This is a genomic window from Bacillus sp. ISL-4 (genome assembly GCF_018613275.1).
GTDB lineage: Bacteria > Bacillota > Bacilli > Bacillales > DSM-1321 > Peribacillus > Peribacillus simplex_E.
Genome location: NZ_JAGGQN010000025.1, coordinates 59,130 through 86,124 on the forward strand (window position 1 = coordinate 59,130; position 26,995 = coordinate 86,124).

General features: G+C 33.1%; 22 protein-coding genes and 1 tRNA gene. 4 read left to right on the top strand and 19 right to left on the bottom strand.

What is annotated here, in order from left to right; genetic code table 11:
- Window positions 1-379: 379 nt before the first annotated feature.
- Window positions 380-685 carry a phage integrase SAM-like domain-containing protein gene (locus J7J00_RS17645; protein WP_214792857.1) on the bottom strand — a complete coding sequence of 102 codons (306 nt, stop codon included), beginning with the start codon at window positions 683-685 and terminating at the stop codon, window positions 380-382.
- 488 nt (window positions 686-1,173) lie between these two features.
- The gene (locus tag J7J00_RS17650; RefSeq protein WP_214792860.1) at window positions 1,174-1,572 is read right to left on the bottom strand and encodes a hypothetical protein; all 399 of its coding nucleotides are present in this window, start codon (window positions 1,570-1,572) and stop codon (window positions 1,174-1,176) included.
- A 145-nt stretch (window positions 1,573-1,717) separates the two neighbouring features.
- Between J7J00_RS17650 and J7J00_RS17655 the strand changes: the two genes are divergently transcribed.
- On the top strand, window positions 1,718-2,200 hold the full coding sequence (locus tag J7J00_RS17655) for a hypothetical protein (protein ID WP_214792863.1): 483 nt from the start codon (window positions 1,718-1,720) through the stop codon (window positions 2,198-2,200).
- Window positions 2,201-2,599: 399 nt separating this feature from the next.
- Here J7J00_RS17655 and J7J00_RS17660 read toward each other — a convergent pair whose 3' ends face one another.
- The 10 genes from J7J00_RS17660 to J7J00_RS17705 form a co-directional block, all read right to left on the bottom strand.
- Complete coding sequence (locus tag J7J00_RS17660) at window positions 2,600-5,299, bottom strand: phospholipase D-like domain-containing anti-phage protein (protein WP_214792866.1); 2,700 nt, start codon at window positions 5,297-5,299, stop codon at window positions 2,600-2,602.
- A 15-nt stretch (window positions 5,300-5,314) separates the two neighbouring features.
- A complete protein-coding gene (locus J7J00_RS17665; RefSeq protein WP_214792869.1) occupies window positions 5,315-8,242 on the bottom strand; it encodes an anti-phage-associated DUF1156 domain-containing protein in 2,928 nt (975 codons plus the stop codon).
- A 15-nt stretch (window positions 8,243-8,257) separates the two neighbouring features.
- A complete protein-coding gene (locus J7J00_RS17670; protein WP_214792872.1) occupies window positions 8,258-8,809 on the bottom strand; it encodes a DUF3780 domain-containing protein in 552 nt (183 codons plus the stop codon).
- A 12-nt stretch (window positions 8,810-8,821) separates the two neighbouring features.
- On the bottom strand, window positions 8,822-11,923 hold the full coding sequence (locus J7J00_RS17675; protein WP_214792875.1) for a DUF499 domain-containing protein: 3,102 nt from the start codon (window positions 11,921-11,923) through the stop codon (window positions 8,822-8,824).
- Window positions 11,924-12,070: 147 nt separating this feature from the next.
- A complete protein-coding gene (locus J7J00_RS17680; protein WP_214792878.1) occupies window positions 12,071-12,310 on the bottom strand; it encodes a TIGR04540 family protein in 240 nt (79 codons plus the stop codon).
- A gap of 610 nt (window positions 12,311-12,920) precedes the next feature.
- The gene (locus J7J00_RS17685; RefSeq protein ID WP_214792881.1) at window positions 12,921-14,762 is read right to left on the bottom strand and encodes a hypothetical protein; all 1,842 of its coding nucleotides are present in this window, start codon (window positions 14,760-14,762) and stop codon (window positions 12,921-12,923) included.
- Between the two features lie 400 nt (window positions 14,763-15,162).
- Window positions 15,163-15,720 (bottom strand): recombinase family protein, encoded by a 558-nt coding sequence (locus J7J00_RS17690; RefSeq protein WP_214792884.1) that lies wholly within the window; start codon window positions 15,718-15,720, stop codon window positions 15,163-15,165.
- A 169-nt stretch (window positions 15,721-15,889) separates the two neighbouring features.
- Entirely contained in the window at window positions 15,890-16,216 is a 327-nt protein-coding gene (locus J7J00_RS17695) for a hypothetical protein (RefSeq protein ID WP_214792887.1), read from the bottom strand.
- Between the two features lie 258 nt (window positions 16,217-16,474).
- Window positions 16,475-18,862: a hypothetical protein gene (locus J7J00_RS17700; protein WP_214792890.1), complete on the bottom strand. Its 2,388-nt coding sequence runs from the start codon at window positions 18,860-18,862 to the stop codon at window positions 16,475-16,477.
- Complete coding sequence (locus tag J7J00_RS17705; protein ID WP_214792893.1) at window positions 18,859-19,098, bottom strand: hypothetical protein; 240 nt, start codon at window positions 19,096-19,098, stop codon at window positions 18,859-18,861. Before J7J00_RS17705 ends, J7J00_RS17700 begins: the two co-directional genes overlap by 4 nt.
- A 206-nt stretch (window positions 19,099-19,304) precedes the next feature.
- Here J7J00_RS17705 and J7J00_RS17710 point away from each other — a divergent pair, with 206 nt between their 5' ends.
- Window positions 19,305-19,544: a hypothetical protein gene (locus J7J00_RS17710; RefSeq protein WP_214792896.1), complete on the top strand. Its 240-nt coding sequence runs from the start codon at window positions 19,305-19,307 to the stop codon at window positions 19,542-19,544.
- Between the two features lie 265 nt (window positions 19,545-19,809).
- Window positions 19,810-20,349 carry a hypothetical protein gene (locus tag J7J00_RS17715; RefSeq protein ID WP_214792900.1) on the top strand — a complete coding sequence of 180 codons (540 nt, stop codon included), beginning with the start codon at window positions 19,810-19,812 and terminating at the stop codon, window positions 20,347-20,349.
- Between the two features lie 155 nt (window positions 20,350-20,504).
- On the opposite strand, the gene J7J00_RS17720 is transcribed toward J7J00_RS17715, so the two are convergent.
- The 7 genes from J7J00_RS17720 to J7J00_RS17745 form a co-directional block, all read right to left on the bottom strand.
- Window positions 20,505-20,834 carry a hypothetical protein gene (locus tag J7J00_RS17720; RefSeq protein ID WP_214792927.1) on the bottom strand — a complete coding sequence of 110 codons (330 nt, stop codon included), beginning with the start codon at window positions 20,832-20,834 and terminating at the stop codon, window positions 20,505-20,507.
- A gap of 201 nt (window positions 20,835-21,035) precedes the next feature.
- A complete protein-coding gene (locus J7J00_RS17725; protein WP_214792903.1) occupies window positions 21,036-21,581 on the bottom strand; it encodes a MerR family transcriptional regulator in 546 nt (181 codons plus the stop codon).
- 13 nt (window positions 21,582-21,594) lie between these two features.
- The gene (locus tag J7J00_RS17730; protein WP_214792906.1) at window positions 21,595-22,410 is read right to left on the bottom strand and encodes a replication initiator protein A; all 816 of its coding nucleotides are present in this window, start codon (window positions 22,408-22,410) and stop codon (window positions 21,595-21,597) included.
- 158 nt (window positions 22,411-22,568) lie between these two features.
- The gene (locus J7J00_RS28230; protein ID WP_286201439.1) at window positions 22,569-22,958 is read right to left on the bottom strand and encodes a tyrosine-type recombinase/integrase; all 390 of its coding nucleotides are present in this window, start codon (window positions 22,956-22,958) and stop codon (window positions 22,569-22,571) included.
- On the bottom strand, window positions 22,933-23,472 hold the full coding sequence (locus J7J00_RS28235; RefSeq protein ID WP_286201440.1) for a tyrosine-type recombinase/integrase: 540 nt from the start codon (window positions 23,470-23,472) through the stop codon (window positions 22,933-22,935). Before J7J00_RS28235 ends, J7J00_RS28230 begins: the two co-directional genes overlap by 26 nt.
- 130 nt (window positions 23,473-23,602) lie before the next feature.
- A tRNA-Leu gene (locus J7J00_RS17740) sits at window positions 23,603-23,683 on the bottom strand.
- 368 nt (window positions 23,684-24,051) lie between these two features.
- Complete coding sequence (locus J7J00_RS17745) at window positions 24,052-25,920, bottom strand: NACHT domain-containing protein (RefSeq protein ID WP_214792910.1); 1,869 nt, start codon at window positions 25,918-25,920, stop codon at window positions 24,052-24,054.
- 381 nt (window positions 25,921-26,301) lie between these two features.
- Here J7J00_RS17745 and J7J00_RS17750 point away from each other — a divergent pair, with 381 nt between their 5' ends.
- Window positions 26,302-26,802: an excalibur calcium-binding domain-containing protein gene (locus J7J00_RS17750; RefSeq protein ID WP_214792913.1), complete on the top strand. Its 501-nt coding sequence runs from the start codon at window positions 26,302-26,304 to the stop codon at window positions 26,800-26,802.
- Window positions 26,803-26,995: the final 193 nt, after the last annotated feature.

Here is a 26,995-nt window from a genome sequence, read left to right on the forward strand (position 1 = left end):
GGCCTGGATATTGTCGTTTTTTAACATCTACTTTGCGGGTAATGATAGTTACGCTGGTACTACCCCATAATAAAAGACTCGTGTTATATCAAGCTCTGAACAATTTGTATTTATTTGTGAAAACTACTTTTTGGAGGTGAAATTTCATGCCAAAAGAGGATTTAGAATTTTATATCAATGCTGATGGAGATATAGTCATTGATGAGGACCAAGTCTTTTTAAGTCACTAATCTCTTTGAGACCTAATGTCTTTTTCCAATTCACACGATTAAAACCCGAAACTAATCGTCTATCAGTTACATCCATAATTTCCTCATGAATGGCTGTATAATAAACTGAAGAGAACAATGTACGTATAATCCCGAACGCCCGTAAACGTCTATAAATCGGGTTTACCGAGTATGTCGTTTAACTGATTCGTCGAGAACGTTGCAATTACGTCTTTTCTGTCGCGGACTAAGCTCAACGCCTTTACGGGATTCTCCGGGATATAGTCGTTCTTATATAAGTAATTAGAGAACGCACGGATCGCACGTAGTCTCGTATTTATAGATACCGTTTTTAGACCTTTCTTATCGCGTAAATAAAGAATGACGTTCTCCTGGATAATATCCTTCGTAATCTCACCGGGATAAGTCGTAATGTCTTGGTCGTCTAATTTTGCGTCGAAATGACGAAAGCTCATTCCGGTAGTATCGAATCGTATGTTTGCGGATATTTCTTATTTCGCCATCCTTCAAAAACAACGCCAGTGCGTCGTCAAAGTCTAGAAAATCCGACCGTATGCTCCCACGCAGTTTCGAAATATCCTCCGTTGCTAAATCGTTATTCCTTCTTTTTCTCGTCAATTTTTGCCACTCCAATACGGGTATTAACCCGATACAGCGCGTACGATTCGCCGCGTACGACTTTCACCTACAAAATCGTGCGCATACAACGAAAAAACGGCGACCTACCATTACGGTAGATTGCCGTCAAATCGACGTTTATATTAACGTGTGTGATACCGGTGGCCGGGGTCGAACCGGCACTCCAGAGGAACACGATTTTGAGTCCCATTATATTCCACAAAAGCTATATAATCAGTAATATCAACGTTTGTTGAACAAACTCATTTTTATTAGTAACACGATTACTGATAATTATGCCTTTACTTCTTATAATCGTCAAGAATCAATGCATTTTCTTATTGAATTTTGCTTGTCCTAATTGTTTATATTTTTGAATGAGCACAGCTTCGTACTTCCTTGCATCCCCTACTTTTTCGTATTCACCCACTATACGATACTCAAGTTTCCCAGATTCCATTAGATGCACATGTTCCGAGTTTCTTCTATTTTTATATCTTCTGCATCTATACCAAACACCGCTTCCAACATAAACGACTCTTCCATTGTACCAATGTTCATATACAATAAATTTATTTACCTTTCTTAATTCATTTGGATTGAGATTATTTTTCTTTATTAATTGGATGATTTTTTGAAAAGTTGTCCCATAAATTATTGCAATGTCTTGGTTTGTCATTTTATCTAATAAATATTGAATTAGTTGCTCCTTTGTTGGTAGCATAAAAAATCACCTCTATATTCTTATATCGAGGAATTCCAAAGTGTAATCTTCCAAAAAAATCCACAAAGCAACTTTATTTATTTGATGATTCAAAATATAATAAAACTTGTCGTTTAAAAAATAGGAAAATTGGGGGAAATTATCTATGACTGAAAAGAATTTAACGTTTACAGTAGAAGAAATCATAGGCAATCCATTCTATGTTTGTGACTTTATTTTGATTAAAGAACAACGTGAAAAGTTGTTTAAATTGGAAAATAAGGAATTGATCAAATTCATGGCGCTTCTTTCACAAGAAGAAATAACAGGCAAAGTTGCTACAATAATCAACAATGGACAATATGATAAATATCTAAAATCAAAAGTTAACCCTAGTTCTTTAGATGAAGAACTTAAAGCAATAGGTGTTTCTATTGCACAATCATTTGGACAAGCTGCATTATTAAGTGGAATTCCTATTCCTTTAGTTGAAATTATAAATGCTATTAAGAAAAAATTTAAAGGAGGAAAAGGTGAAAAATTAGTTGAGGTTTTAATAATTGAACTATCCCAAGAGAATGTAAGAAGAAGACTGAAAACCTACATTGAAAGTGAGGACATAACACATATTAATTTAAATGACTATTAAATTGGTTATAACAAATAAATTGATTGAAAAGGCCGTTTTTGACGAAATTCTCCAATTATTCAAGGTAAAACGATGGCACTGAAAAAGTCCGGATTTCAACTGGCTTTTCTATAAAGGTAAACAGACTGTCATCTATTACATAAAGGTTGTTAGCTTTATGTAATAGATGTATATTGATGAAAATCTTTTATACTTTTAAAAAGCATTACTTTTACAACAACCTCTACAAACCAGATAGGGATTTCGTTATTATTTAGTTAACTTTTTAAATACGCAGTAATGGAAGTGTAGTTGACCAAGGCAGTTATTTATTTGACTAAAAGGAAATAGACGGCAATTGCCGTCTGTTTTGTTGCTTACATATACTAAGCAAGCATATTTAAACCTCTAACATTAATGTTACCAACCCTGTTCAAAGTATTTCCTCATTTCTTTTCTATCCAAGACTTTCGAACAACTTTCCCAATCGATCTTCTCAACTTTATTGTTATACCTATTCTCGAATGGATGTTTTTGAGGAATTTCATTAATACGTTGCTTAGCCTTTTCTATATCATTTTGTGCCATATCAACCCATACATCTTCAAGGACATCAGGAAGTTGTCCAAACACACCATGTATATTTTTAAAACGTTCTGATAGTATACTGTGTACCCTATCTTCTACTGAATCCTTATAACGCAGATTGAAAATATGTACTTCATCGTTGATTTGACCGATACGCTGGATACGCCCTTTTCGTTGTTCTAGTCTCGTTGGATTCCAAGGTAAATCAAGATTAATAAGAGTCCCTAATGTCTGCAAGTTCAGTCCTTCACTTGCTGAATCCGTACCCAATAATATCCTTAATTTACGCTGCTTTACCAAAGACTTCAATTCCTCTTTCACTTTCTTTGTAAAACTACCATCTAAAAAAACACCTGACTTCTCTCCGCCAGCATATAACCCTACACTTTCACCTGGAAATTTCACTGATAGCTGTTCTGCAAACCATCTGGCAGTATCAAAATATTGAGAAAAGATAATACAACCTTTGTCAAGCCACTTCCAATCCGCTAATAGCTCAACAACCTTCTCAAATTTGGGATCTAAAGCATCATTCATTTCTAATGACTTCACGTATTTCACAAGTAAATCTTCTTCTTCAGGGGTAAGGTTTTTAATATCTTCTTCAACATACTGCTCATCTTCTTCTTCTGACCACTCAGAGTATGAAGTATTCCACTCGTTCAACATCTTCCTACCCGTATTTAAACCTGCAACAATAGAACTTCCAATTCTTTTTAGTAGTAGAGTTTTTAAGAAACCACTACTTTTATTTCTTTTACCTAACAAATTACAAAACTCTTCAGCATACATATATGCTTGTTTTAAATAACTTGATAAAACCAGTGCATCTTCATCCGTTTCCCCATGAAGTTCAACCGTTATTCTTTTTAAATACGGCTCCCCGTTCTCAGGATTAATTGTTTTTTCTAAATATGAACGCTCTCTTCGAACGACCTGACGAATATATGGGTTATATCTCTGATAGAAGTCATTGTCTAAAATACGCCCTATTTTAGATTGGTCTGGTTTTGAAAGATCAAGATAGTTGGTATTAATAACAAACTGGTCATCTTTTAAACCTAACTTTCTTCTTATCATTCCAAAATTCATCTCGTCTTCACGTGACGGAGGAAAAGGATTTCTTATCCAATCCCAATTCTCGATGTTAAAGAAATCCATCTTCTCTTCACCCATAATGAGCTTTAGGCTCCTTGGAATTTGTTCACGCTTACGCCACATTGAAAACCTACTTCCAAGAACACTATCATTTTTCTGTGACAAAATATTTAATAAATCCCACAGTTCTATTGGATATAACTGAATTGGAGTAGCCGTTGCTAACAACATGCTTTTTGTTCGAATTGACAAACTAAGTAAAAATTCATATAAGTTATTAGGCTCTGGGCTCTGAAGTTCTTTTTTTTCACCTAAATTTTTTCTCCTTGCTCTATGTGCTTCATCAACAATTACACACTCGTACTCTCTGGAAAGTAGATGTTCAATTATCGGAGATTTTGAAACAATAAGGCCTTGTGAAATAATCCCTATTTTCCTTGGACATTTCTTAACATCTTCATTTCCTCTATTTGGATAATTAAAGCCATTTTCATCAACCCACTCTTTACCATTCCAGACGGCAGAAGGTATTTTTAATAAAGTCTTTAATTCATCCTGCCATTGCCACAGAAGCGTTTTAGGAACAATTACTAGTATAGGCTTCTCTCCGTACAAAGCCATAAGCTGTGCTGACATAGCAAGTTGAATCGTTTTTCCGAGCCCCACTTGGTCTGCAAGTATGTATCTTGCTCCATGACTTTTTTTATGATCTCTAAATGCTAAATCCACAAAATACTTTTGATGCTCCCACAAGCCGAATTCTTTTCTGTAAACTGGCGATTCAATGACGGTAGATGCTGGATCTGGTTCTTCCTTCCATTCCTTTACCGTACTTATTACTTTCCTATCTGAAATCCTTTTAATGTCTTCTATAACAAAATCGGAAAGCATTACCGCACATGGATCATTCCATAAGGCGTCAAACTCTTCTTGAACCCACGCAACAGCTTCTTCAGAATCATCTTCCCACACTAACTCGTAGTTTAGTTTCCAACCGTTATAAGTTTCATTTGCACTGCCTAAAAAGGATGTCTTCTTTACATTTTCTAATGTAATAACGCCTGCCTTACCATGAATGAGTCCAAATTTTTCATCAGGAACAACCTTCACTTCCAATTTTCCAGAGGAAAGTAATTCATATAGTCTTTTAAATCTATTCGAAGAGTCAGGTATCTCTTCAGGTTTAAAGTCACACCACTCTCTTCTCATAGCAGATTGAGCAATCCTGGCAGTCTCCACGTCTTTTATATCTAATCCAGAATTGCAAATAACTCTTGCTTTTCCCTGAAGTTGTTCAAGTGCTTCTCCTGCTACCTCTAATATAGAGGAACTGAAATAACCTGCGATTCTATCATAACTCATCGCATTTTTTAATTTATTAGTCAAAAGAGAGGCACCAATAGCCTCTCTTCTTGTAGAATACCTTCGAACCATATATCCGCACCTACCTTAAATACCATCATTCCTTATTGCTTCTTTTAACAAACGTGCGTAATAAGAATCTTGATGCCAATGCTTCATATGTCCAATATTTTCAAATCTTGATATGAATTCAAGAATTTCAATGATTGAGGATCGGTTGCTCCAATACTCATTATTTTGATCATAAGTAGCTTTTAAGTAATTCTTTCCTTCTAAAGTTGATTCTGCTTGAACAGATTGGTAAAGAGCAGACAATACGTGTCTTAATAACGAGTGACCGAATGTATCATTATCAACACCTCTTGTTCGATACTCAGTAGCAGTTTTTAAACGGACAGTGTTAGCTCTTAGGTTCTCAAACATATCTCGATAGTCCCCTACTCCAAATCCTCTTGCTAATTCTTGGTATGCACTAACTTGGTAGACGTTGCCCATTTCTAATTCAAGTCCTCTGATAAAAAATCGCTCTTCTGGTATAAAATCACGCCATACAAGTGTATCAATTCCTTCAGGAATCAAATAGTCATAAGCAATTTTAACAGCTTTTTTAATGATCATCTCAATCGGATTTTCTTCATTTGAATTTCTTGGCTTGGACAATTCATATTCAACATCAATGCCCTCAATATTTTTATAAGATGTAAGTACCTTCAGGGATGACGCATAAGAAGCCAATAAATAATCCGCATCCGTAAAGTTTGGGTCTTCTTTATCATCGAGATCTCTCATGCTATCTATTTGGAATTGAACTTCTTTCTTAATCTTTCTATAGATTTCATCTTGGAAAGCAATATCATTAGAAGTTTGTTTCTTTAAGACTAATAATACAGTTCCCTGTACATAGTTACCTTGTTTTAATCCGTTTGCGTCTGTTTCAGTAGCAATATTCCAAGCTGACTCTACCTTTAATCCCGCAGACCATAAAATCATTGCTAATTCAGCCCAAACCTTTACATCTTGATGTGTAAACATAACCACTTGAGTCCCATTGCTTGGCATCTTATTAGCAAGTTTTTTATAGATTTCAATCAGGCTATTATTAAAAGATTCTCCTATACCTTTTACTGCCAGGATTCTTTTACTGTCAGAATACCAATTAGGGAAAGTTTCCTCTAATAACATTTTATTCCAAACTAAGAAAAACTCGGATAATTCATGATAGTTTACTGCATCAGCATATGGTGGGTCAGTTATCCAAATATCACATTCTTCAGAAGTTTCTCTCGCATCGGTAACACTAACCAATTTATTGCTGTTGTGAATTTCAAAATTGCTTACATTGAAAAACCAAGTAGTTTGTAAAGACAACATAGTTCTTGAAAGGTAATTATACAAAGCATTTAATGCCTGATTGCTAAAAACTTCCTGACCTTTTTCATTTGCTCCATCGGAATTCCATCTCGATAGTTTAGCGTTCCAGTTGCAAATCTTATTAATACCTAATAAACCAAGAGCTTTTTCTTTTTCACTTTTGGCTAACTCAGTAACGTTCTTAACAAATAATCCATGAATTAATAACTGTCTTGGATTAAACAACTGATGCCAATATTGCCACCCTCTTGTTTCACTTAATTGTGCTTGCCTCGTTATATGATCAATAAACTGGTTTGGTAGATATCCTTTTTCTTGCCACTCATTTAACCTCTCGCTTAATAAAGCTATAACTTTATTCTCTCTTTCCATATCCTCTATGTTTGGTGCTTGATAATACCTAATATATACTTCTTTATCCCCTTGCTTTTCAAGGTAAGTATAGCGAATACAATAAAGCCTTTCCTGATAAACATCATCTTGACGAGGAATGAATTCGGCTTTCTCCCACTTCCTTAATCCATAAACTTTTTTCCCATTCTTATCTTTCCTATCATTTCTTAACACTTGAATCGGAGTTGTCTTTTTACATGCATTATTTGGACAATGCATTTCCTGTCCTATAATAGTTCTCTTTTCTTCAGCTAACCTCATCTGCTCTTTTGTAGCATTTGAAATAATTTCTATGTCAAACCCATTTCTATCATTTTCATTTAACATAGCGATAGTTTTTGTCCCTTTACCAATTACCCAGGAGGGTGCAAGTGGTACTTTATAACCGCATTCTGGACAGACTGTTTCAACACAATACAAATAGGCATCAGCTCTGTGCCCACTTTTATTATTTTCAATCTTCCATTCTTTAATTTTTTTCTCTACTTCATTATATACTTTATGTTGAAATAACTTAATTTCTTCTATTTCTTTAGGTTGAGCACCTGTAATATTCAATGCAGACCATGTTAAAAGCGAAGCAACGGGATTTAAATCAGAAGCATATACATCTGCACCCATCCTTGCTGATTCAAATGGAATACTCCCACCACCCGCAAAACAATCTCCTATTCGAGGTGTATGACCATATTTTTTCTCTCCCAATTGTTGTATCAGCTCTTGAAGACTGGAAGCAGTTGTACCTAAATGGATATTAATTTCTCCCCAAGCACTTTCTGAGAGTTTATCGATATGTTCTGGTCGAACACAATAAGTGAGTTTTTCATCATATGATAAGCGATTGAAAGTTAATTGTTGAAGATGATCCTTTTCTGCCTTTGTTATTCCATTTTGAAAAACAGGCTTTTCTTCGGTAGACGAAAGGGTGAAATATTCCTTTATCTCTTTTTCTGTAAGAAGTCGATATACTGTTTTAGTAGTCAAATTTTTCGACTTTCTAAGCATTAAACCTTCATCATCCATCGTTAATAGTTTTAGAAAAATCTCTCTATCTTTCTTAGGATTATCCGAAACGGGGAGCAATATGCCAAGCACTGTTGCTCTCACAAGGATAAGAGGTTTTCTTCCCCACCACTTTCCAAGTCCTGTTAAAGTTTGTCCCAAATTAGCCTTCCGCTCTTTGTAGCTCTCCTTAGAGACTTTTGACACTGGAAATTGTGTTTCAATAAAAGATTTACTATAATCTAACAAAAAACTTCCCCCGTTCTATACATTCCTGTATAGCATTTCTAATATATTTCCTCTTGTATCGTCATCCACTGGATTCTCTGTTAAGGCATATCTAATAGCCTTTCTCCAGCCTCTCTTATCATCAGCATGCCCAGTAACAGCATTCGTCATGGTAAATAACCACCATCGTTCTTCTCTACTTAAACCAAGCCAATTTCGTATTGCAGTCGGAATGAGCTTAGGATCTGAGTCTTCAATTGCCCACATTAATAAAACCATTTCTTTTCCCAGAAGTCTTTCAACTGGAACCTGTCCTATTTTAAACTTTCCAACTGTAATATTTCGGTCTTTTAACCTGTTATTATACGCAGTCGTTAAAGCATCTTTAAGCAAATTCCATTTATGTCGATCCAAAGTTACTTTCAAATTTTGTTCTACAATCCCACTTACTTGTTCCTCAGACTCATCCCATTCAAAACGCTCATATACCGCAACATCCTGATTTGGACTCTTAGGGGTTACAAGTAAAAAATGATGTTTGGATTCCTCTGGTATATAGCCAAAACCAAACGCCTTTTTTTTCCCCATTAGATTCCCTCCTTATTGACTAATGCTATTTTTGTACGATTCTAAGCTGTACTTATTTTCTGCAATCCAATCTTCAAAATTTTGTCCTTTTTCAAAAGTTACTTTCTCGATATTAATTGAAACTTCTACGCTTTTATCTTTAAAAAAATCGTTACGCAAATCATCTAATTGCTTTATAAATGTTTGTGGTTCATGAAAAGCATAGTTATCAAATGAAAGCTCTAACCAACTTTGTTGCATTGAATTCGACTTTTCAAACAGTTGTAAGCTCACTCCAGATACCTTCGCTCTGTGTTTAATAAATATTTCAAGTAATTTATAGACCTCAGACGTAACCGAGGCTTTTTGAGTGCTTGTTAATGTTAAAGGTTTCTCTTTTTCTAATTCGAATTTCTTCTCACTAATTGGAATGGTAATAACATCCGAGAATATACCTAAGTCTTCGTGTACTGCAATTGCCTGTACAAACTTTGTGCCTTGTGGGACTTCAAATACATCGTCATAAACGCCACCACTATTTTTAGGGTTTGATCCGTCTGTTGTATATTTAATTTTTACTTTTGGGGAAGTTGCTTTTAACTCCACATAATTTTTTCCATTATTATCAAATGCATTATATTGTAACTTCACATCATTCTTCCAATAAGTTAAAGTACCAGTATCATGCTTACCTGAAGAATCTACACATAAAAATGAAAGGGCTAATTCGCTTGTTTTAAACTCATTTAGTTTATCCACTTCACATGAAGCTACAGTTGCATCCCCATTAATTTCAAAATAAACTTTATCACCATTTTGCGGTGTTACCTTTAAAGTAACCTCCCCTGTTTCTTCATCTCTATATGCCTCACGAACATTGACCGATGTTTCAGGTGCAGGTGGTTCTTTATCAAGATAACCGCCTTCTTCAATCCATATTCCCTTTTTAAGACATTCATTTTTCATGTCTTCTAAAGCTTTGGGGTGATGCCAAGACCAAGATGTAGTTGTAGCTACACGCTCTTTTAGATCTATCCATCTCATTTGACGATTAGAAAATATACGAGCTTCAAATTTTCTTCTAAATGTCTCACTTGATGTATCTTTATCGAATTTCATTACTTCTATTAATACATTTCGTATTTGCTCTTCTGCATCAAACTTATTGTTTTTGAATTCCATTTTAAAATCACTTGATTCAAAACCATCTTCAGTTGGGTAGAACAGAGTAATAAATGATTCTCTTGATGTTTGTAATAAATTCAATTCTATTTTGTGTAGAATGTCTTCAGCAGTTTGAAACTGCGTATCGTTTTCCGTAACTTTATCTTCGTTTTTCATACGATAAATGATGGATTGAATTGCTTTCAACTGCTTTGCTACTTCCAATAAATCCTCCATAGAATTCCTCTGACCAGTTAAAAACATTACTCGATTTTTATACTTAACATTACTATAAAATTCTTCCAAATCCTTTTGTAATCCTATACTATTTGGATTTGGCTCAAATAATATCAACATGATTTTGTCTTGTTTTAATTCAATTTCATCAATCGCTGGAAAGACCTCCACCTCTTGATAGCAGTCTTTTAAATCAGGGGCAAATTTAGCAGCTAGTATTTTACGTATTTCTTGCTTTGCATTTTCATCTGTATAGGTATCAACTAATGTCAATAACTCGGCATTAACATTCTTTATATCTTTAAAATAAAGACGATTATCACGATCCGAATATAAATACCATGCTTTTACTTTAAATTCTTCTAATGCACCCTTTATTTCAGTAATGCCTCTTCCAGGTTTGACCAATATCCCAATCGCTTCTTGTAATGATAGTCCGAGCAAGACATTAGTTACATCCCCCAAAGAAGAAACTAATAACAATTTACTGAGATCTTGCATATCCTGATTTTTCGTAACAGAATCAATTTCTTCTGCTACCGATTTACCATTTTGTGCAATATCATGTGAAATTGCATTCGTTAGTTTTGGTTTAATGCTTCTCACCATTGAAAACATTTCCGAATCATTCAAATCCAGGTTAAATCCATTAAGTAAATAATTAGATTTTGCTATTGACGCATCACCTGAATACATATTTTTAACCATGATTCTAGTTAATCGAATGAAACCCCTTGTTTGTTGAAAACCAGGATTTTCCTTAAATCTGGCAAATAGATCTTTAATGGAAGGATGAAAAGGGTACGCATCCTTTATACCTGCGTATATCTGTTCAGGGGAGAGATTTGTTTGGTTCATTTGCTTAGCTTCTTTAACAGCTTCCTTATATGCCATGCCAATTTCATGCACTTCTTCTTCGGTTGCGGTTTTCTCAAATAAACGTTTTCTTAAAATATGGTATAAATCATCCGAAGTTGTTCCAACGGGTTCAATATTTATTGATGATCGTGCAATTTCATTATCCAAATTTTTAAATGACCTTTGTAATAATCCTGAACCTGTTTGATAGGTTGCTTGCAAATCCGCAACAACAAGACAAACGTTACTTAACTCTGCCTTACCAATAGCGTTAAATAGGTTTGATAAAGCATTAGTGGTAATGTCCGCAAGTGTACCTGTACCTGATGGAATAGTTCTTGCATACTCCAAGTATGGTGGTAACTCGTCTAAAAGAATTAAAGTTGGCTCTCCTTTTAAAAGATTAATCCAAGCTGATTGTCCAGGAGCTTTTAAAGGAGCATAGTATTCTTTAAACAATTCTTCCTTCCCAAGTTGACGTGCAATCTCCCCCCATATACCATAAGGAATATCACTTTCTCTTCCAGTATAGGCGACCACCTTAATTTCTTGATCTTCAAAGGTCGAATTCTTATCTAATACTTGCTTTCTCAGCGCTGGATTTTTAGCTAATATACCCAGAGCAACCATGTTATGTGTTTTTCCACCACCCATTGACTGCGTTAATTTTATTAGACCGCTTGTAGCTTTACCTTCAAACCTTTTAAATGCCGTATCAAATAATAGTTGCATCCCCTCTGTTACATATGTCTCTTTAAAAAAGGATTCCGCATCAACTGTGTCATCAATTAAATTTGCTAAGTCTAACGTATCGTCTCTTTTCGATTCATCAAAAACACTTTCTCTTGGCTTACATAATTCAAAAAGGTTTTTCATCTTTTTCCCCCTACAATTTAGCGAAATTTCACTTTCTCTTTAAATTAAAATGAAAACTGGTTTATAAAAATGGGATATTCTAAAATAAATCATCAACATCCGATTCTTTAAAAATATTCGATAAGTATATTTCTTCTCAAAAGCCATTTAACAGTCTATATTAAGTATCTTTTTGACTATCTCTAATCTCCGTTTTCCGCATTGTTGTTGAATAATGGTTGTAAACCTTTTTTCCTTTATAAATTTATTAGAATTATTTTCATGTAACGCTTTAATGTAATCTATCATCTGCTGTTCCGAAATTTTATTATTCCAATGATCATCAATTATTTGATTTACTGCGGTAGCTAAGTCTCTTTGCGTCCGATGGAATATCTTTAACTCCAAACTTTCCCCTCCCTATTTCATTACTGTACTTATATCTATTTTTTATTTTACTCTTACTTTTTATATAGAACAATGGTAGTTTCCACCGACTTGATAAAAAAACTAGCATTTTATTAGACTAGTGAAAAAGAGTCTTCCATTTGCACCTCACTCTAAGTAAGACCAACACAATAAACATAGTTTAGTTTAAACAGACGTAGAAATAACACGTTATTTTATACGAAGCCCTTATCATTTATTATTTCAATTAAACATTTTATCAGCCAAATGGACATACCTCGTTTTAGTATCCGCCTACCATTCAGAATAAAACTATGGGGTATCATATAATAAACTAGGGAGGTTTACACACACCCAAGTTCCCAAAACGCCCCATAGCCGTGAAAATATACAAGGCACTAATAAAAGTATTGTAGTTTTGAAACATAGTTTGATTAAATTTAACGTTATAAACTTAATACAAGAGTAAATAAAAAAGCGTGTTTTGAAAAAGATTGATCAAAACACGCTCTTAATATTCAATTGAACATTCTTTTATAAAAAAGTTTGATCATTTCTCGATATACAAATCCATATTTCAAAAATAAATAAATTTTATGAATTAATTGCTTTATAATAGATCTTTAATTTTATCTCTCATTTTACTAACTAAAATTACGTTTGGAGAAGTACGATATATTTTAGACTGTACATAATCAACGGTTTCGCCTACACGACTATGACGTTCTCCACTATAATCAATTAATCTACCTAATTGTTTTGATACGAAACCAGCAAATGGTATTGCTGAATTTGCCGCTTCAAGACCAACATCAAGTGTTATCCCTTTGACATCCCATGAATCTGTTCTATTACGATTCTTTTCAAATCTTCTTACACTGTCATTAAAATCTTGAATAACAGCTTTTATTTCCTCATTGCTTTTGTTGTGTGTTATATCTACGATTAGCTGGCGAAAACGTTGAATTTCACTCCCTGTAAACGATTGGGCTAACTCCACCACTGGAACATACTGAGCAATCGTCAATATTTCTCCAGTGGCTATATTAGGAGAAGTTTCTAACTCCAAATTCCAACCTGCCCTTACCCCTGAATAAAGATAAGCTAACCGTTCTTCGTATTGAGATAAAGGACCAATTGGGCATAATACTGCGTTATTTGCTGCTGCCCATTCAATTGAATTAGAGGCCTGCATGATTTCAATAAAGTGATCCTTTCCAGAAACGTGTTTAATCATTGAATTGATTATTGGTCCTAATCCTACATTAAACGTTCCGATAGCTGCCCTAATAGATAATAATTGATACATTGAGCTCCATGTATTAGATAATTCCAGGGTTAAACTTTCAAGCCATTTACGCTCGAAACTTCCTTTTATATTTGAAGATAGTGAAATCAAATTAGCCAAGATTTCTTGCTTTTCTTGAATGGTGGTTGGTAGAAATACTAAAGGATTTCTTTGTTTTAAATCCAGTATGGTTTTATACGTTAATTCTCTAGTAAGCATTATATGCTCAGGATTAAAGAAGACAGCTTTTTCCAACAAACTTTTCCTATACCTCTGAATGGAATGTGGGAAAATTAATTTGATTTTATTTAACTCTAGTAACTTTAATAACTCATCTTCTTGTATCCCAAGTGAAATTAAAAATTGATCATAAGAAGATTCGATAGGCATAATAATTTGGACTTCATCAAACAATGTAAGATAATTTCTTATGTTGTGAGCCACTCCCATTTGACCATTAATAAGACAAGTTGAGGATTTATTTTTAGCCTTTTCAGTTTCTGGATCATCCACAATTGTGGTAAAAAGCCCCTGTTTATTTTCTGACCATAGTTGTTCATCCTCTTCCCACTTATCCATCAATGCTTTTGAAAAGTTATGAGTAGAATGCTTACTGACAGATATAGAGAGAGGGTCATGAGTCTTTTGCCGATAATGCTTTTGGATATTTGTGTCTATGGAAAATTCAATTCGAGGCATTGTACCAGAAAGAATTGAAATTTTTTCAATTAGTATCTCTTTTTCCTCTTTCCTCAACGTTCTTTCCGTATTCACATCCCACCCTTGAAACTGATGATTAAACTTCACCCAAAATTTCAAGAAACTATTTGGAATCAATAAAGACAACTGCTTGTTAAAATCAATAATATTTAGCGGATCTCCTGATAAAATAATTATATCATCATTTGAACGTTCATCTAATTCAACCGCTCCATTGGGAATTTGAGTAACTAAATGTACTGGACAACCGAGTACCCTAATTTCGTTATCAAATACTTCTACAACTGTGCGTTCAGATTCTCCAAACGCAAGAACGTCCAAAGAGTTACAAATAATAAAGTATTCTGAACCTCTTTTATACACCCCACTAATCTCTAACTGTGGTTGCAATATTCTAATTCGTTCATAGCTATGTTTTGCATAATTATCTAATTGCTCATACAAGACAAACACTCCTTATTGGTTAGACACATACCTTCATTGTCCTACGAATGTGTTTCCAAATGGTTTCACTCTATGTTGACTTCTCAACGACTTCGTTTCCCCAAAAATTTTCCACTATACACCTTTTTAATAAGCTTCAACTATAATCTGGCTCTAATAATCAAAAAGCGCTGATCCTTATTTCCGGATAGCGCCTTATTGTTAAAGAGAAAAGATATTTGTTTAATATATTATGCATTATCTTTATGATTTCTTTGCGTAAAAAAGAATATTGACCAAGTGCGTTCATAAGAAAATTATACCAATCACAATAAAGCTAGTCTATCGATTTATTAAATTTGAATTGCACTCTTTCTTATTTGAATTTAATATAACCTTATCATTCAGAAGGTATTGCCCTCTAATTTTTTAATTTTGCATAGATAGTACTCCTTGGGACTCCTGTCAACATTACAATATCATTTACACTCATCCCATTCGTTTCTCGTTGTGCAATTAGACCAAGTGCACGTTCTACATTCTTAATAGCTTGACCTGGCCTCCCCATATGTTTACCCTGTTTTTTGGCACGTGCTCTTCCTTCTGCCGTCCTCTCGTTAATTAAGTCTCTTTCAAACTCACCGATTGCTCCTAACATAGTGAACATTAATTTCCCTGATGGAGTTGAGAAATCAATTTGCTCCTTTAAGAAAACAAGTCCAATGCCATTATCCTCTAATTGACTAGCAATGTTATGTAGGTCTTTGACTGAGCGAGCAAGTCTATCTATTTTAGTTACTATAAGCTTATCCCCTTCTCGCAAATACTCTAATGCTTCATGAAGAGCTTTTCGATTTGATTTTGCTCCAGACTGTTTTTCCTTAAAGATTTTATTACAGCCATATCCCTGAAGTAATTCAATTTGATTTCCAAGTGATTGTCCAACTGTTGAAACTCTAGCGTACCCAATTAAAGCCATTTAAAGCACCTCTGTCTAAAAGTCTAATATGTTTTATACATTTAATTATATACTAACTTTTAGACACTTTACACAAACATTTGGATTAACATTAATAGTTAAATTCCCTTTGTACAAAAGTTAATACTTTTAGACAGATAAATAACAGAAATGATCAAACGAAATTGCCTTAAAATTCTACATCAAAAACTATCAATCCTTCTATTTCAGCTTGATCAATGATTTGCCAAGGATTTTTGAGTTTGATTTTTTTAATAACCTCAGTCTCAATTACTTCCCCATACTCAAGATAGATTATCTTTACTGGCAAATCATCAATCCAAATAACGACAATACTTCGTTCTTCAACATCCAAAATATCTTTGCCAATGATAGATTGGACTTTTCTAAAATAAGCTGGTGGTAAGATACCTATCTCACCTCTTAGGTACATCTCTTTCCAAGCTGAATTAGTATGAAGAGGATGAACTCCACCACCTTCAAGTAATAGACTCATATTTAGCTACCTCCATTGAAATAATATGCTGCTTATTTTTCTTCAGCTTTTTAGCTGCGTACATAATTCTTTTCCTCTTAAGGCAGAGCAATATACTTTATCTCCATTTTCTACGAAGTTCGTTCGATATGCTCGTAATTATTAGTTAGTAATCCTTAAGAGACTCAATTCTTTTAATTGCTCCTTAACTGACTTAGCTCCAATAAAAGCTGTTCGATTAATTTTTGTCATTTCCATAATAATATTCCTGCTAGTTTTTTAAACAACTTCATAACTGAATTTACATTGTGGTATTGGCAATCTACTAAAAACATGAACGCTACAATCATGATGGGTTAATCGAGCTCGTCCAACTGCTTGGAGTAATTCATTGTAAGTTGACCAAATATGAATAGCTCGTGCTTTTTCATCTTCTTTATGTCTAAAGGTAAAGAATGAGAATTTAAACTCATCTTTGAAAAAAGCCCTATTGCTAAGGTCATACAATAATTCTCCCTCAAATCTTAAAGACTTGGGAACTTTCCGGTAAATCAGATAATGTAAAGTTACCGTACTCTCAGGAATATTATTTGGCGTACCAACAATAGCTAGATTTTTGCCAGAATAATCGTTATATCCGGCAGTATTGTAAAAGTGCATATGGTTTTCATTTACAGATGAAATTTTAGATTTCCAATCTTTATATGTTATGACATGATCAATACAACCAATTTCCTTAATTTTTTTATTGATCAATTCAATACGGTCTGGATTCTTTGTCAATGAGCTTTTCGTTGTCGAAAATTCTGTATGGCAAACGATCTCACCTTTAATTTCGGTGCGTGGCATATCGACCCAGTCAGTTAACACGTTGAGTCGTTTTCTAAAAAGTTCTAAGTGAACATTCTTATCAAGCGTTGCGGACATTACCAATAGTTTTTTACCTTGAAGGACATGAGAATAATCTTGGGTATAGATAGTTATAGGCCATTTAGAATGGTTTTTACTGGTTAGAACTTCACAAGTTAATATGCTAAACATGTCCAAAGTAATCCTGTTAGAGTTTTTAATGTAAGATTTTAAGACTCCTGAGTGTTGCTTAAAAATGTTTTGGGCACTATTCTTAAGAATCCCTTCCACTTTAGCCTGATTAATCTGCTTTATGAACAATTGAAGAGCATCATGTAATTCTATTTTAGTATTTAAAAAACTAGCAGGATTCTCTCCAAATCCATTATTGTCTATTTCCCCTTTAACCAACTTAATTATTGATTTTACATTTTTGATTACTGCCTTATCTCCATGAACAGAACTTGGAAATAAAGAAGGAAGGATATCTTCATCAATTATTATCGTTTCAACATTCTGGTAGTTTTCCCCGTTAAAAAATCCCTGACCGTTTCCAATAAGGCGACTATGAGTAATGAAAGGCGAACCATCTTTTTTCTCTAATGCTTCTTTGTAATTTGACAGAAGTTGTTGTTGGTTTGGAGTTCCATATTCTGCAATAGCTTTATTTCTATACTTCTGAACTTTTTTCCATTCACCACGTTTTTCATGATATTTCATTTGTTTTTTATGTCTACATTCAGGGATATCTTCATCTTTGATTTGAGGAACATATACAATATCTAAGTGATTATTCCGTTTTTTAACATCCTCCATGAACTGTTTAATTAATTTATGTGTTGGTCCAACATAAGCCATATTCGATGAAAAGAAATCACCAACAGTAGAAGTTTTACCAGATCCTGTATCGACTCTAAGAAGCATTATTTTTTCCCCTTCTTCCTCAACGAATCTTCTAATAATATCTTTAAGTTGGACAGCTATTTCTTCTTGAGTAACTGTCTTTTCTGGGTCTGAAACTCTCATTGTTTGAACAATTGGACTGTTGACTGCTTGATATAAATAGTCATACGGAAATAACCCATCACCGATAATTTTCTTATAGGACAAAGGCTCAGGATATACATCAAGGGCCAATTTATAATAGTAGGCAATCCGACTGTTTCTTTTTGTGAGGTTACGAATTTCAACCTTAGCATTTTTATAAGAAATAATGTTTGTCATAAACCAAAGCAGTTCATTGTCTTTTAATTTATCGATGTTCCCAAAATACCATTGAATTAAAGGAGTCGTTTTAATTGCATTCAAATCATGTTGAAGAACTGTAGGAGCTTTTTTCAAATCATAATCCTTACCAGTAGTGAAGCTAAAGATTAAACCGTCATGACTGACCATATCTTCTAAATTACTGCTCATTAATATTTCTTCCGATGCTTTCGATTTAATAGCAGGAAATATTCCATATCTATGCAAGTTATGTTTGCTTCTAAAACGTGAGAAGCATTGAGCTCGATTATTAGATTCGAAGCAGTATTTGAAAAATTTATCGACCAGATGACTTGTTATAATTTTGGGTTCCTTAATATATAGATTGTTTATATTTATTAAAGAATCCATTTTCATAACAAGTTCCGTGTTATTGGAATGTGACTGAAGTCCAGCTAACTTTTTAATCATATCAGCCATAGCTTCATTTACTCGATTGTCTGGGCTCAAATTGATTGGAACCACAATTTGACCAAATGCAAATTGATGTTCAATACCATTTTTCCTTAGATTGTTTGAATGTTCTTGAGTTAAATTAAAAAGCTTAATCATACAACTTCACTCAACATTTCATGTAGATCAAGTTGGTTATCTTTAGAAGGCTCGTCTAGATCAGTCGGTAGAAATTCAAATTCATCGCATATATTTTGTTCCACCATATTCATGAAATAATTTTCAAGCAGATAGTTGATTAATTCTGTCGCAGTAACATTATGTTTTTGGAAGAATGATTCTAAGTGATTATCGACCCAAGGATCGATGCGAAATGATTTAACAGTTTTTTTCATAGTGAATTCCTCCAATTAATAAGTTGTGATGTAACTCACCATGTATTTGTATCTGATGTATTACTTATGTAAATCAATTGAAGAAACTTTTTTATTAAATGAGAATTTTATGTATGGACTTTGTTAAAAACATTTTGATTTTTCAGCTGTGAAGCACCTAATGTTAAAATGAAGAAATAGAAAGATGATCTTAGGGGGAAGAAATCATGAAAGAGAAATACTCACTAAATGAACAAACCTATCAATTTATATCAGAATATGAAAAAGGTGTGGAAGTAGGAAAACTCTTTACAATCCGAGAAATGGTGGATCTATTTATGTCTTCTTCCTTTTATAAGGAACAATTTAATACTTATGTAAAAGAACCGAACAGTTCGATGGGGTATGCATTTAAGCGAACCGGAAATTGGCTTTTGGTTGATAGGGGGACTTTTAGGAAAAAATAAAGGGGCTAATGCAATGAGTATGAGTGGATTATATTAACATAAAACTTTGGAGTTATACGGTTCAATCTGCTGCTTCAGAGAGCTATTCCGAAGCGTGTTATAAAATGAAAATTTTATTATCTTCTTCAACTCATGGATACAGATTTATTTTTATCTATAAAGTAATTCCTAAGTAATGTCCTTTGAAAATTTCGTGGTACCTATACCAAAGTATGGTAAAGAGTTAAACTAAAGTTTGAGTAGGGAAAGTTAAGGGGGAATTCTTGTGGCACTTCAAGCTGAAACATTGGTAGAGGAATGGTTTAATCGGAATGGTTACTTTACCATAAGAGGAATAAAAGACAAGATTGATGAGATTGATATTCTAGCTATTAAAAACCTAGGGCAGTATGGATGGGATTGTGTACATTGCGAAGTTCAAGTCAGCATTCGTCCAGTTGCCTATATAAGTAAACTCACTAGTCAACTTGTGATAGAATTGGGAGTCAAGACAAGTACGAGTGCAAAATTGAGAACCGAACCACATATTGAGACTTGCGCCAAACAATGGGTATCAAAGAAATTTTTAGCCCCCAAAAAACAACAGCTAAGAGAACAACTAAATCCAAATAGTAGCTGGCGCTATCTCTTTGTACATGGAAATGTCAAGGACCCAAAGGAGCTTGCGTACATTGCATCAGAAGGGGTCGAACTGAAATCTTTTAGACAGATTTTAAGTGACCTATGCACCAAACAGACCCAACTAGATTTTGCCGGTTCTTCCGCAGGAGATCTAGTAGAAATTATTAATTTTATTCAAAATTAATATCTAATACCATAAATATTCATACCTCCATTCAGAAGTAAAAATAGAACCAGGCAATTAATAGTATTGCTTGTTCAATAAACGGATACTTTTGCAAATTATAACTAAGACCACAATCAAGTGGTCTATTTCTTTTGGTCCGAGCTTATGTCCAATCAACAATTACCAGTATTGTCCTTTCGTTTCAACAAAAACACGTCACGCTCTAACTTCGCAATTTTGTCTGCAAGGAATGCTATTTCCATTTCACGCTCTGTTGAAGATTGACTATTTAACCGATTGAAATACATATCAAATTTTCCAACCTTTTTACTAAGAAATTCGATATCTTTTTCAAGGTTTTTAGTAAGTTTCTCGTTATAACGAACAGCACCGCCTCCGTCATAATATTTATCATACATATTGTCGAGTAGCTTTATACGTTCTCCGTTGTCCATATTGTTTATTATCTCTATTACTTCATTAGCAGTCACTTTATTAACCATTTAATAGTTCCTCCCCTATTTTCTTCATTATTGAACGTGATTGTTAACCGTAACCTTACTATCGATACAGGCATTACAGCTATAGTTAAAGATATAGAATAATATTAGAATTCTTTCGAAGTTCCATACAGGCCAAATAAATGAATAAAAGCATTATCGTTTCTATTAAGGGCTAATGAGCGCTATTCTTTTTTATTTCTTTTATGACTTTTTAAAGCTATGTTTCAATTTCCCCTCAAGCTCTTCTAGTTGGTATCCAATTACTTCCTTCACTTCTTTAATTGAAGACTCTAATTCTTGATCGCTAATTACTAAAGTCTGACTATTTCTCTTTTCTTGTTCCATTACCATCTTTGTTAAAGTTCCATATTTATCTTCAATTATTTTTAATTTCTCTTGTTGATTATTAATAATCTTTTGCTGTTGCCGAATGAGATTCTTTAAATCTGTAATTTCAGCCATCGCATTCGAGACTAGTTGATATACATTAGAAACATCATTCTTATTTTCTTTTATCAGTTGTTCTACCGCATTATATACCTTCATACCAGGTTCATTCTTTAATTCAATCAACTTATTAAATAAATCAATATCCTTTTCTGAAAACATTAGGCGACCCTGATTGCTTCGCTTAAACTTGTAGTTCTGCTCTTCAAACATTAAATAATACTTCTTTACTACTGAAGGAGTGACACCTAGCACTTTTGCTACCTCATCAACTTTGTGAAAAACTTCCATTCCTATCATTCCTTTAAATTAATTAACTTTCTAGCCAATTATAGCTCTCTTCTGGAGATTTGATCTTCATGCGTCGAAACTCATTTAATTCTTCATCATGTTTATAGTCAGAGTTATTGCAAATCCTCTCTAGTGATTTATATGCATATCCCTTTATCTTATCTACAGGTACATTAGTCCATCTGCCACTCGAAATAGTATCATCAACAAATTTACTGATTAAAATATTCCATGATTTCTTAGTCCATCTACCAACTGAGAGTTCAGTATAGAATTCATTTGATTCCTCAATCAGTAATTCTCTAAATTTATCAGATGTTAAAGATTTCTTGTAATTACAATTGAGATTTTTTTTATTATTATTTGTCTCAATCTTAATACTCTTATTATTATTTGTTGCTCGTATTTGACATTCATGTGTGCTCTCATTGAGCACTTCTGATTGTTCAAATTGAACACTCCTTGATTCGTCCATATTATAAAGGTCATTATTAGTATGCGATAACCTACCAAGGTAAATTCTGTTTGGTTTATTTAACCCCATTCGTTTTTCTTCTACTAAGTTAAATTTCTTTAATTCAGATTTACATCTTCTAAAAGTTGAATGTGAGAATCCAAGCATTTCTGCCCCATAATCGATGGACATAATTACAAAGTATCTACCTTCATCATCTTTCCAATCCTTTATCATGCTTAACTTTAATTTGTCCAATAGTGTAATATAAAGTAGCTTTGCTTGGGGCATCATTTCTTTGTACTCTAAACCATAGAGCAATACTTTAGGAGTTTGAACATAAATCAAGTTATCGATTTGCTGTTCAGTGTAATACTTAATCATCTTTTTCCCCTTTTGACACAACAAAAGAAGACATGCTACTATAAGTTAGCAGGGGTCTTAACTCCTATTTGCATTTTATTAAGAGATGGTAGAGCCGCCAAACTCAATTACCATCTCTTTTATTTATTTTATTACACGAACGTTTATTCGTACATTTTTTATAATTTTAATCCCTTTAATGCTCCGTATTGTTCATGCTTTCGTTCAATATCAGGTCCCCATAGGTTAACATACCTTTTTGTAATAGACATGTCCTGGTGGCCCAACAATGTCATTAGACTAAAAGCATCTATTCCAGCCAGAATCATCCTCTTGGCCATTGTATGACGAAAAGTATGAGGGCTCACTCTTTTATCGATTTTAGCTTCCTTTCCATACTTTGTGAATCGTGTTTGTATACTATGAGATTTCAATTCTTTGTTATCTTGGTTGATAAATAATTTCTGAGTTTCTAAAATACCCCTTATTGAAATATATCTTTTTACTTGCTCTTGGGTTTCTTCAGACAAATAAACAGTTCTTTCAAATAAATTTATTTTTTCTGACATCCTCTACCTCAATCCCAACCAATTCAGACAATCGCACTCCAGTATCTAAAAATACAAGTAAAATTACTTCATCCCTAAATCCTACAAACGTTTTTTGTTTTCGTATTGTCTTTAGTAGCAACTCTAATTCTTTACTATCTAAAGTTTCTATTGTTTTCAATCTGTCTCTTAACAACTTGATGTTTTTCATCGGATTTTTATCGATTAGCTTATTTTTATAAAGATAATTGTAAAATGATCGAAGAGCACGTAACCGAGTATTTATAGTAGTTACTTTTATTAACTTTTTGCTTTCTATAATTAGATTTTCAATATCTTGCTGTTCACATTCAACAAGTGTCTTATTAATAAACTTCTTAGCAGCGTGAAATTCATTTTTATAATAACCAATTGTTGCTGGTCTTAGATTTCTTAAAAAACAATCTCTAAAAAAACTTTCAAATGCTTCTTCATCTGTTATTTTCTTTTTAATGATTTTTAATTCATCCTTAGTAAGGTCACCACGTCTTGCCATACTCTCCTCCTGTCTAATTCAAGGCACACGATTCGCAGCACACGATTCTTAGTTATTTTTGTCGTATTTAATACAAAGAAAAAAGGCCCCAACAATTAAGTTGAGACCTTGATTCTATAAGCTTTCATGATACCGGTGGCCGGGGTCGAACCGGCACTCCAGAGGAACACGATTTTGAGTCGTGCGCGTCTGCCAATTCCGCCACACCGGTATTATATCAATGTTTACAGTATTTTTAGGCAATGCTAATTATCTAATTGTCCATATGATTATTAAATACCTTTGATATGAAGTTAATCAAAATCCCAAACTAATGTCAATAATCAGTATTATTTATCAACCTTATTAATGAAAGCTTTACAGGATAGATTCGAACTCCCGACCGAGCCTTAGAAGTGCGTTGCTCTATCCAGCTGAGCTACTTTATTGTTTTTCTTCCGTTCAGTGTAACGGTTACTTTACGAACTTTGATCGTAATTTTCTTATTATAATTAAATGAATTATCATTTGCAATACTAGGCTATAATTACAACTACATTGAAGATTATAGTAAATATATCCCCTCAGAATAAATACCTATTATATTTCAATTCCAAATAGTCCACCGAGAATATTATCTGTTTCTTCATGTTTCTTCTCAAGGGTCAACAACAGCTTTTCTCCAAATTTGTAGTTCATAACATTAATTTTCGAATGTTCCAATAGGTCCTTCATCAATTCTTCATTATGAGGTACTTTATTAAATTCGACTTTAATTTCACCAGAAATTTCATTTAAACTTCCAAATTTTTCAATGATATCAATTCTTCTATAATCTTGATTATATGTAGGCTTTTCAATATGCGGATATATGTTTTTGTATTTTCCTACAAGAAAGTTTATAAATTCCATATAATATTTACGGTTACCACTATTAACTCTCGTAAAAGATACACAGTCTTCCAACTTTTGAAATTCATCATTAATCCCCAAAAGACTCCTATCCAACTGATAAGAATCGAAACCAGTTGCAAGGAAATTAAAATGGGTTATACTCTCGTTTTGACCTTGAAGGCTATTTATTATTTCTTTTAATTTGGGTATTAAAAATACCTTTTCAAATTTTTCTTTTTCCATTTCTATAATTAAATTTAAGACATTATCAGTTTCAAGTGAATCAAATCGCTTTTCAATCAATTTAGAGAGAATTGCATACATTTTTTTATCTGGAAGCTTCAATATAAATTTTGCAGTAAAAAATTCTTGAAAAGACCTATGTTGAAAATTATATTTTAGTCCATCTAAATAAAAAAGACATATTGATTCTACAATATCTGCTACAAAGTCTTCCGTATCAAAATTATTTACCTTTGTAATTTTTTTTGAGTTATTGATATATTCTTCTAATTCCGAATAACTAAATGTTATATTTGAATCCATATAACTTAATGCTGATAACGCATATAATACTTTAACGAACTCATCATATCCTATATCTCTATTTGTTTTGTGTTGCCTTTTAAATGATTTTGTTGCGTCATGTTTGGAATATAAAACAGTAAAAGCGTTAGCATAAAATACATGTACTTTTCCTGGAATTTCAGCAAATTCTTCATAAGTTAGAAACATCAAGTTTAACAAAAGAGGGTTAGAACAAAATGAATTGTGGAGGTCAAATAGATTATGCTCCAGTTCATATAGAAATTTCCCTTTAATCTCAGAAGGATAATTTAATTTATTTATTAAAGTAATTGCTTTTTGTTTATCAAGAGGAACTAAATCATAATTAATTGAATTATTCCAACCATTAAATAAAGTATCACTCCTTCGTGAAGATAGTATGAAATGGTTATCATCATATGAATCTGTTAAAGCCACAATTTCTTGTATGAGTATCTCACGTTTACTATCCAATACTTCATCAAAACCATCTAACAATATTAAATATCTACCGCTATTTAATGATTGTTCAAAGTAACTCTTTTCTAAATCGAATTTTAAATTACTTAAAGATTCATAAATGCAGTCAATTAATGATATTTCTTTGTCATTTAATATTTTTAATTCGACAAATATCGGAATATAATCTGTATTAATAATACTGTTTATGAAGAAATGTTTAATTAAGGTAGACTTTCCGAGTCCACCACTTCCATAAATTGTGACGAAATTATTGTTGTCTATTAAGTTACTTACATTAATTGTATCAATTACTAGATCCTTACATTTCAAATCCATATTAATATAAAAATCGTATAAAGGTACGTTTTTATCTCTATAAAAAATTGTTTTAGTATAACCATACTTCTTTGTTGCTGCGGATAGATAATTTTCAAAAGCTAACCCTGTTTTGATTTTCAACTTTTTTAATTGGTCAGCGCCCATTTTCCCCAATCCTTTTGTTATCTTATCAACATTATTTTGAACAAGGTTTACCATAATCTTATTTAAATCCATACCTATCTCCACTTATTTGCCCCCTATTATTTCTATTATTCCTTTTGAATAATAGTTCTATTTTACCACACCAACATTTGCTTTGTTCCCTTCTATTCTTTTATTAGTAAAAAATTCATATATTTATTATATATATCCGTGAAAAAAACTTGTCAATAATCTTTCATTAGATAATATTCCTTAGAGTTCTGCAAACGTATTAGGTGTTTTTTCAGCGTAAGAAATAGAATACATAAAAATATTTTTTTATAAACCTTTTCTATTTTAGGAATAAATAAGAACTTTTTGTATATTTTTGTCGAATGGGTAGAAATGATACCATATCCGTCATAGACTTAGTGAGATAGTCTTTCTTGAAAAATAGACTATTAATACAGGAGAAGGAGAAAAATAATGAAGAAAAGGTCTATTATACTTTTATTTATATTATTGTTACTAGCGATAATGTTCTTATCATCATCTATTTGGAGTATTATTGGTTTGTCTATTGTTGGTTTTGGAATCTATCACTATGTAAAAAAGAGTAGAGGCAAGCCATCTTTTAAACGTCCTCTTTTAATTATTTGGTCGGGGGTCTTTCTAGCTTTTATTATTGTAATTGCAAATACAGATACTTCTACCACTGAAAAAGCTAAAGAAGAAGCCAGAATTGCCGCTGAAAAGGAAGAAGCGGAGGCTAAAGCTAAAGAAGAAGCCAGAATTGCTGCTGAAAAGGAAGAAGCGGAGGTCTCCAATAATCTTATGTACGACCCGTTTGGTCCAGATAAAAACTGTTCTGATTTTCCTAGTGGAGGCGTTGAGGCACAAGAATTTTATATAGCTGCTGGAGGTCCAGCAAGCGACCCTCATGATTTAGATAGGGACAACGACGGTAATGCCTGTGATTGGCAATAAAAATTAATAATTACTGTGAGAAGCCTTTTATAAAAGGCTTCTTTTTTAAATTCAACTGCTAGTCATAATTGACAATTTTTTGGAAGAATCTAAAGCACTCTCCAATTGGTTGCCGAATACATAAGATTTCAACTTCTTGCTTTAACCGAAGGTTTTCCTTCTGTATGGCTGCTAATTCCTTTGGAGTCATGGA

Bases quoted from the DNA above. Each gene is read 5' to 3' on its own strand.
- J7J00_RS17705 (WP_214792893.1), bottom strand. From the start codon at position 19,098: ATGAAAAAAACTGTTAAATCATTTCGCATCGATCCTTGGGTCGATAAT.
- J7J00_RS17750 (WP_214792913.1), top strand. From the start codon at position 26,302: ATGAAGAAAAGGTCTATTATACTTTTATTTATATTATTGTTACTAGCG.
- J7J00_RS28230 (WP_286201439.1), bottom strand. From the start codon at position 22,958: ATGTCAGAAAAAATAAATTTATTTGAAAGAACTGTTTATTTGTCTGAA.
- J7J00_RS28235 (WP_286201440.1), bottom strand. From the start codon at position 23,472: ATGGCAAGACGTGGTGACCTTACTAAGGATGAATTAAAAATCATTAAA.
- J7J00_RS17660 (WP_214792866.1), bottom strand. From the start codon at position 5,299: ATGGTTCGAAGGTATTCTACAAGAAGAGAGGCTATTGGTGCCTCTCTT.
- J7J00_RS17655 (WP_214792863.1), top strand. From the start codon at position 1,718: ATGACTGAAAAGAATTTAACGTTTACAGTAGAAGAAATCATAGGCAAT.
- J7J00_RS17725 (WP_214792903.1), bottom strand. From the start codon at position 21,581: ATGATAGGAATGGAAGTTTTTCACAAAGTTGATGAGGTAGCAAAAGTG.
- J7J00_RS17675 (WP_214792875.1), bottom strand. From the start codon at position 11,923: ATGAAAAACCTTTTTGAATTATGTAAGCCAAGAGAAAGTGTTTTTGAT.
- J7J00_RS17730 (WP_214792906.1), bottom strand. From the start codon at position 22,410: ATGATTAAGTATTACACTGAACAGCAAATCGATAACTTGATTTATGTT.
- J7J00_RS17645 (WP_214792857.1), bottom strand. From the start codon at position 685: ATGAGCTTTCGTCATTTCGACGCAAAATTAGACGACCAAGACATTACG.
- J7J00_RS17700 (WP_214792890.1), bottom strand. From the start codon at position 18,862: ATGATTAAGCTTTTTAATTTAACTCAAGAACATTCAAACAATCTAAGG.
- J7J00_RS17695 (WP_214792887.1), bottom strand. From the start codon at position 16,216: ATGAGTCTATTACTTGAAGGTGGTGGAGTTCATCCTCTTCATACTAAT.
- J7J00_RS17690 (WP_214792884.1), bottom strand. From the start codon at position 15,720: ATGGCTTTAATTGGGTACGCTAGAGTTTCAACAGTTGGACAATCACTT.
- J7J00_RS17650 (WP_214792860.1), bottom strand. From the start codon at position 1,572: ATGCTACCAACAAAGGAGCAACTAATTCAATATTTATTAGATAAAATG.
- J7J00_RS17670 (WP_214792872.1), bottom strand. From the start codon at position 8,809: ATGGGGAAAAAAAAGGCGTTTGGTTTTGGCTATATACCAGAGGAATCC.
- J7J00_RS17710 (WP_214792896.1), top strand. From the start codon at position 19,305: ATGAAAGAGAAATACTCACTAAATGAACAAACCTATCAATTTATATCA.
- J7J00_RS17720 (WP_214792927.1), bottom strand. From the start codon at position 20,834: ATGGTTAATAAAGTGACTGCTAATGAAGTAATAGAGATAATAAACAAT.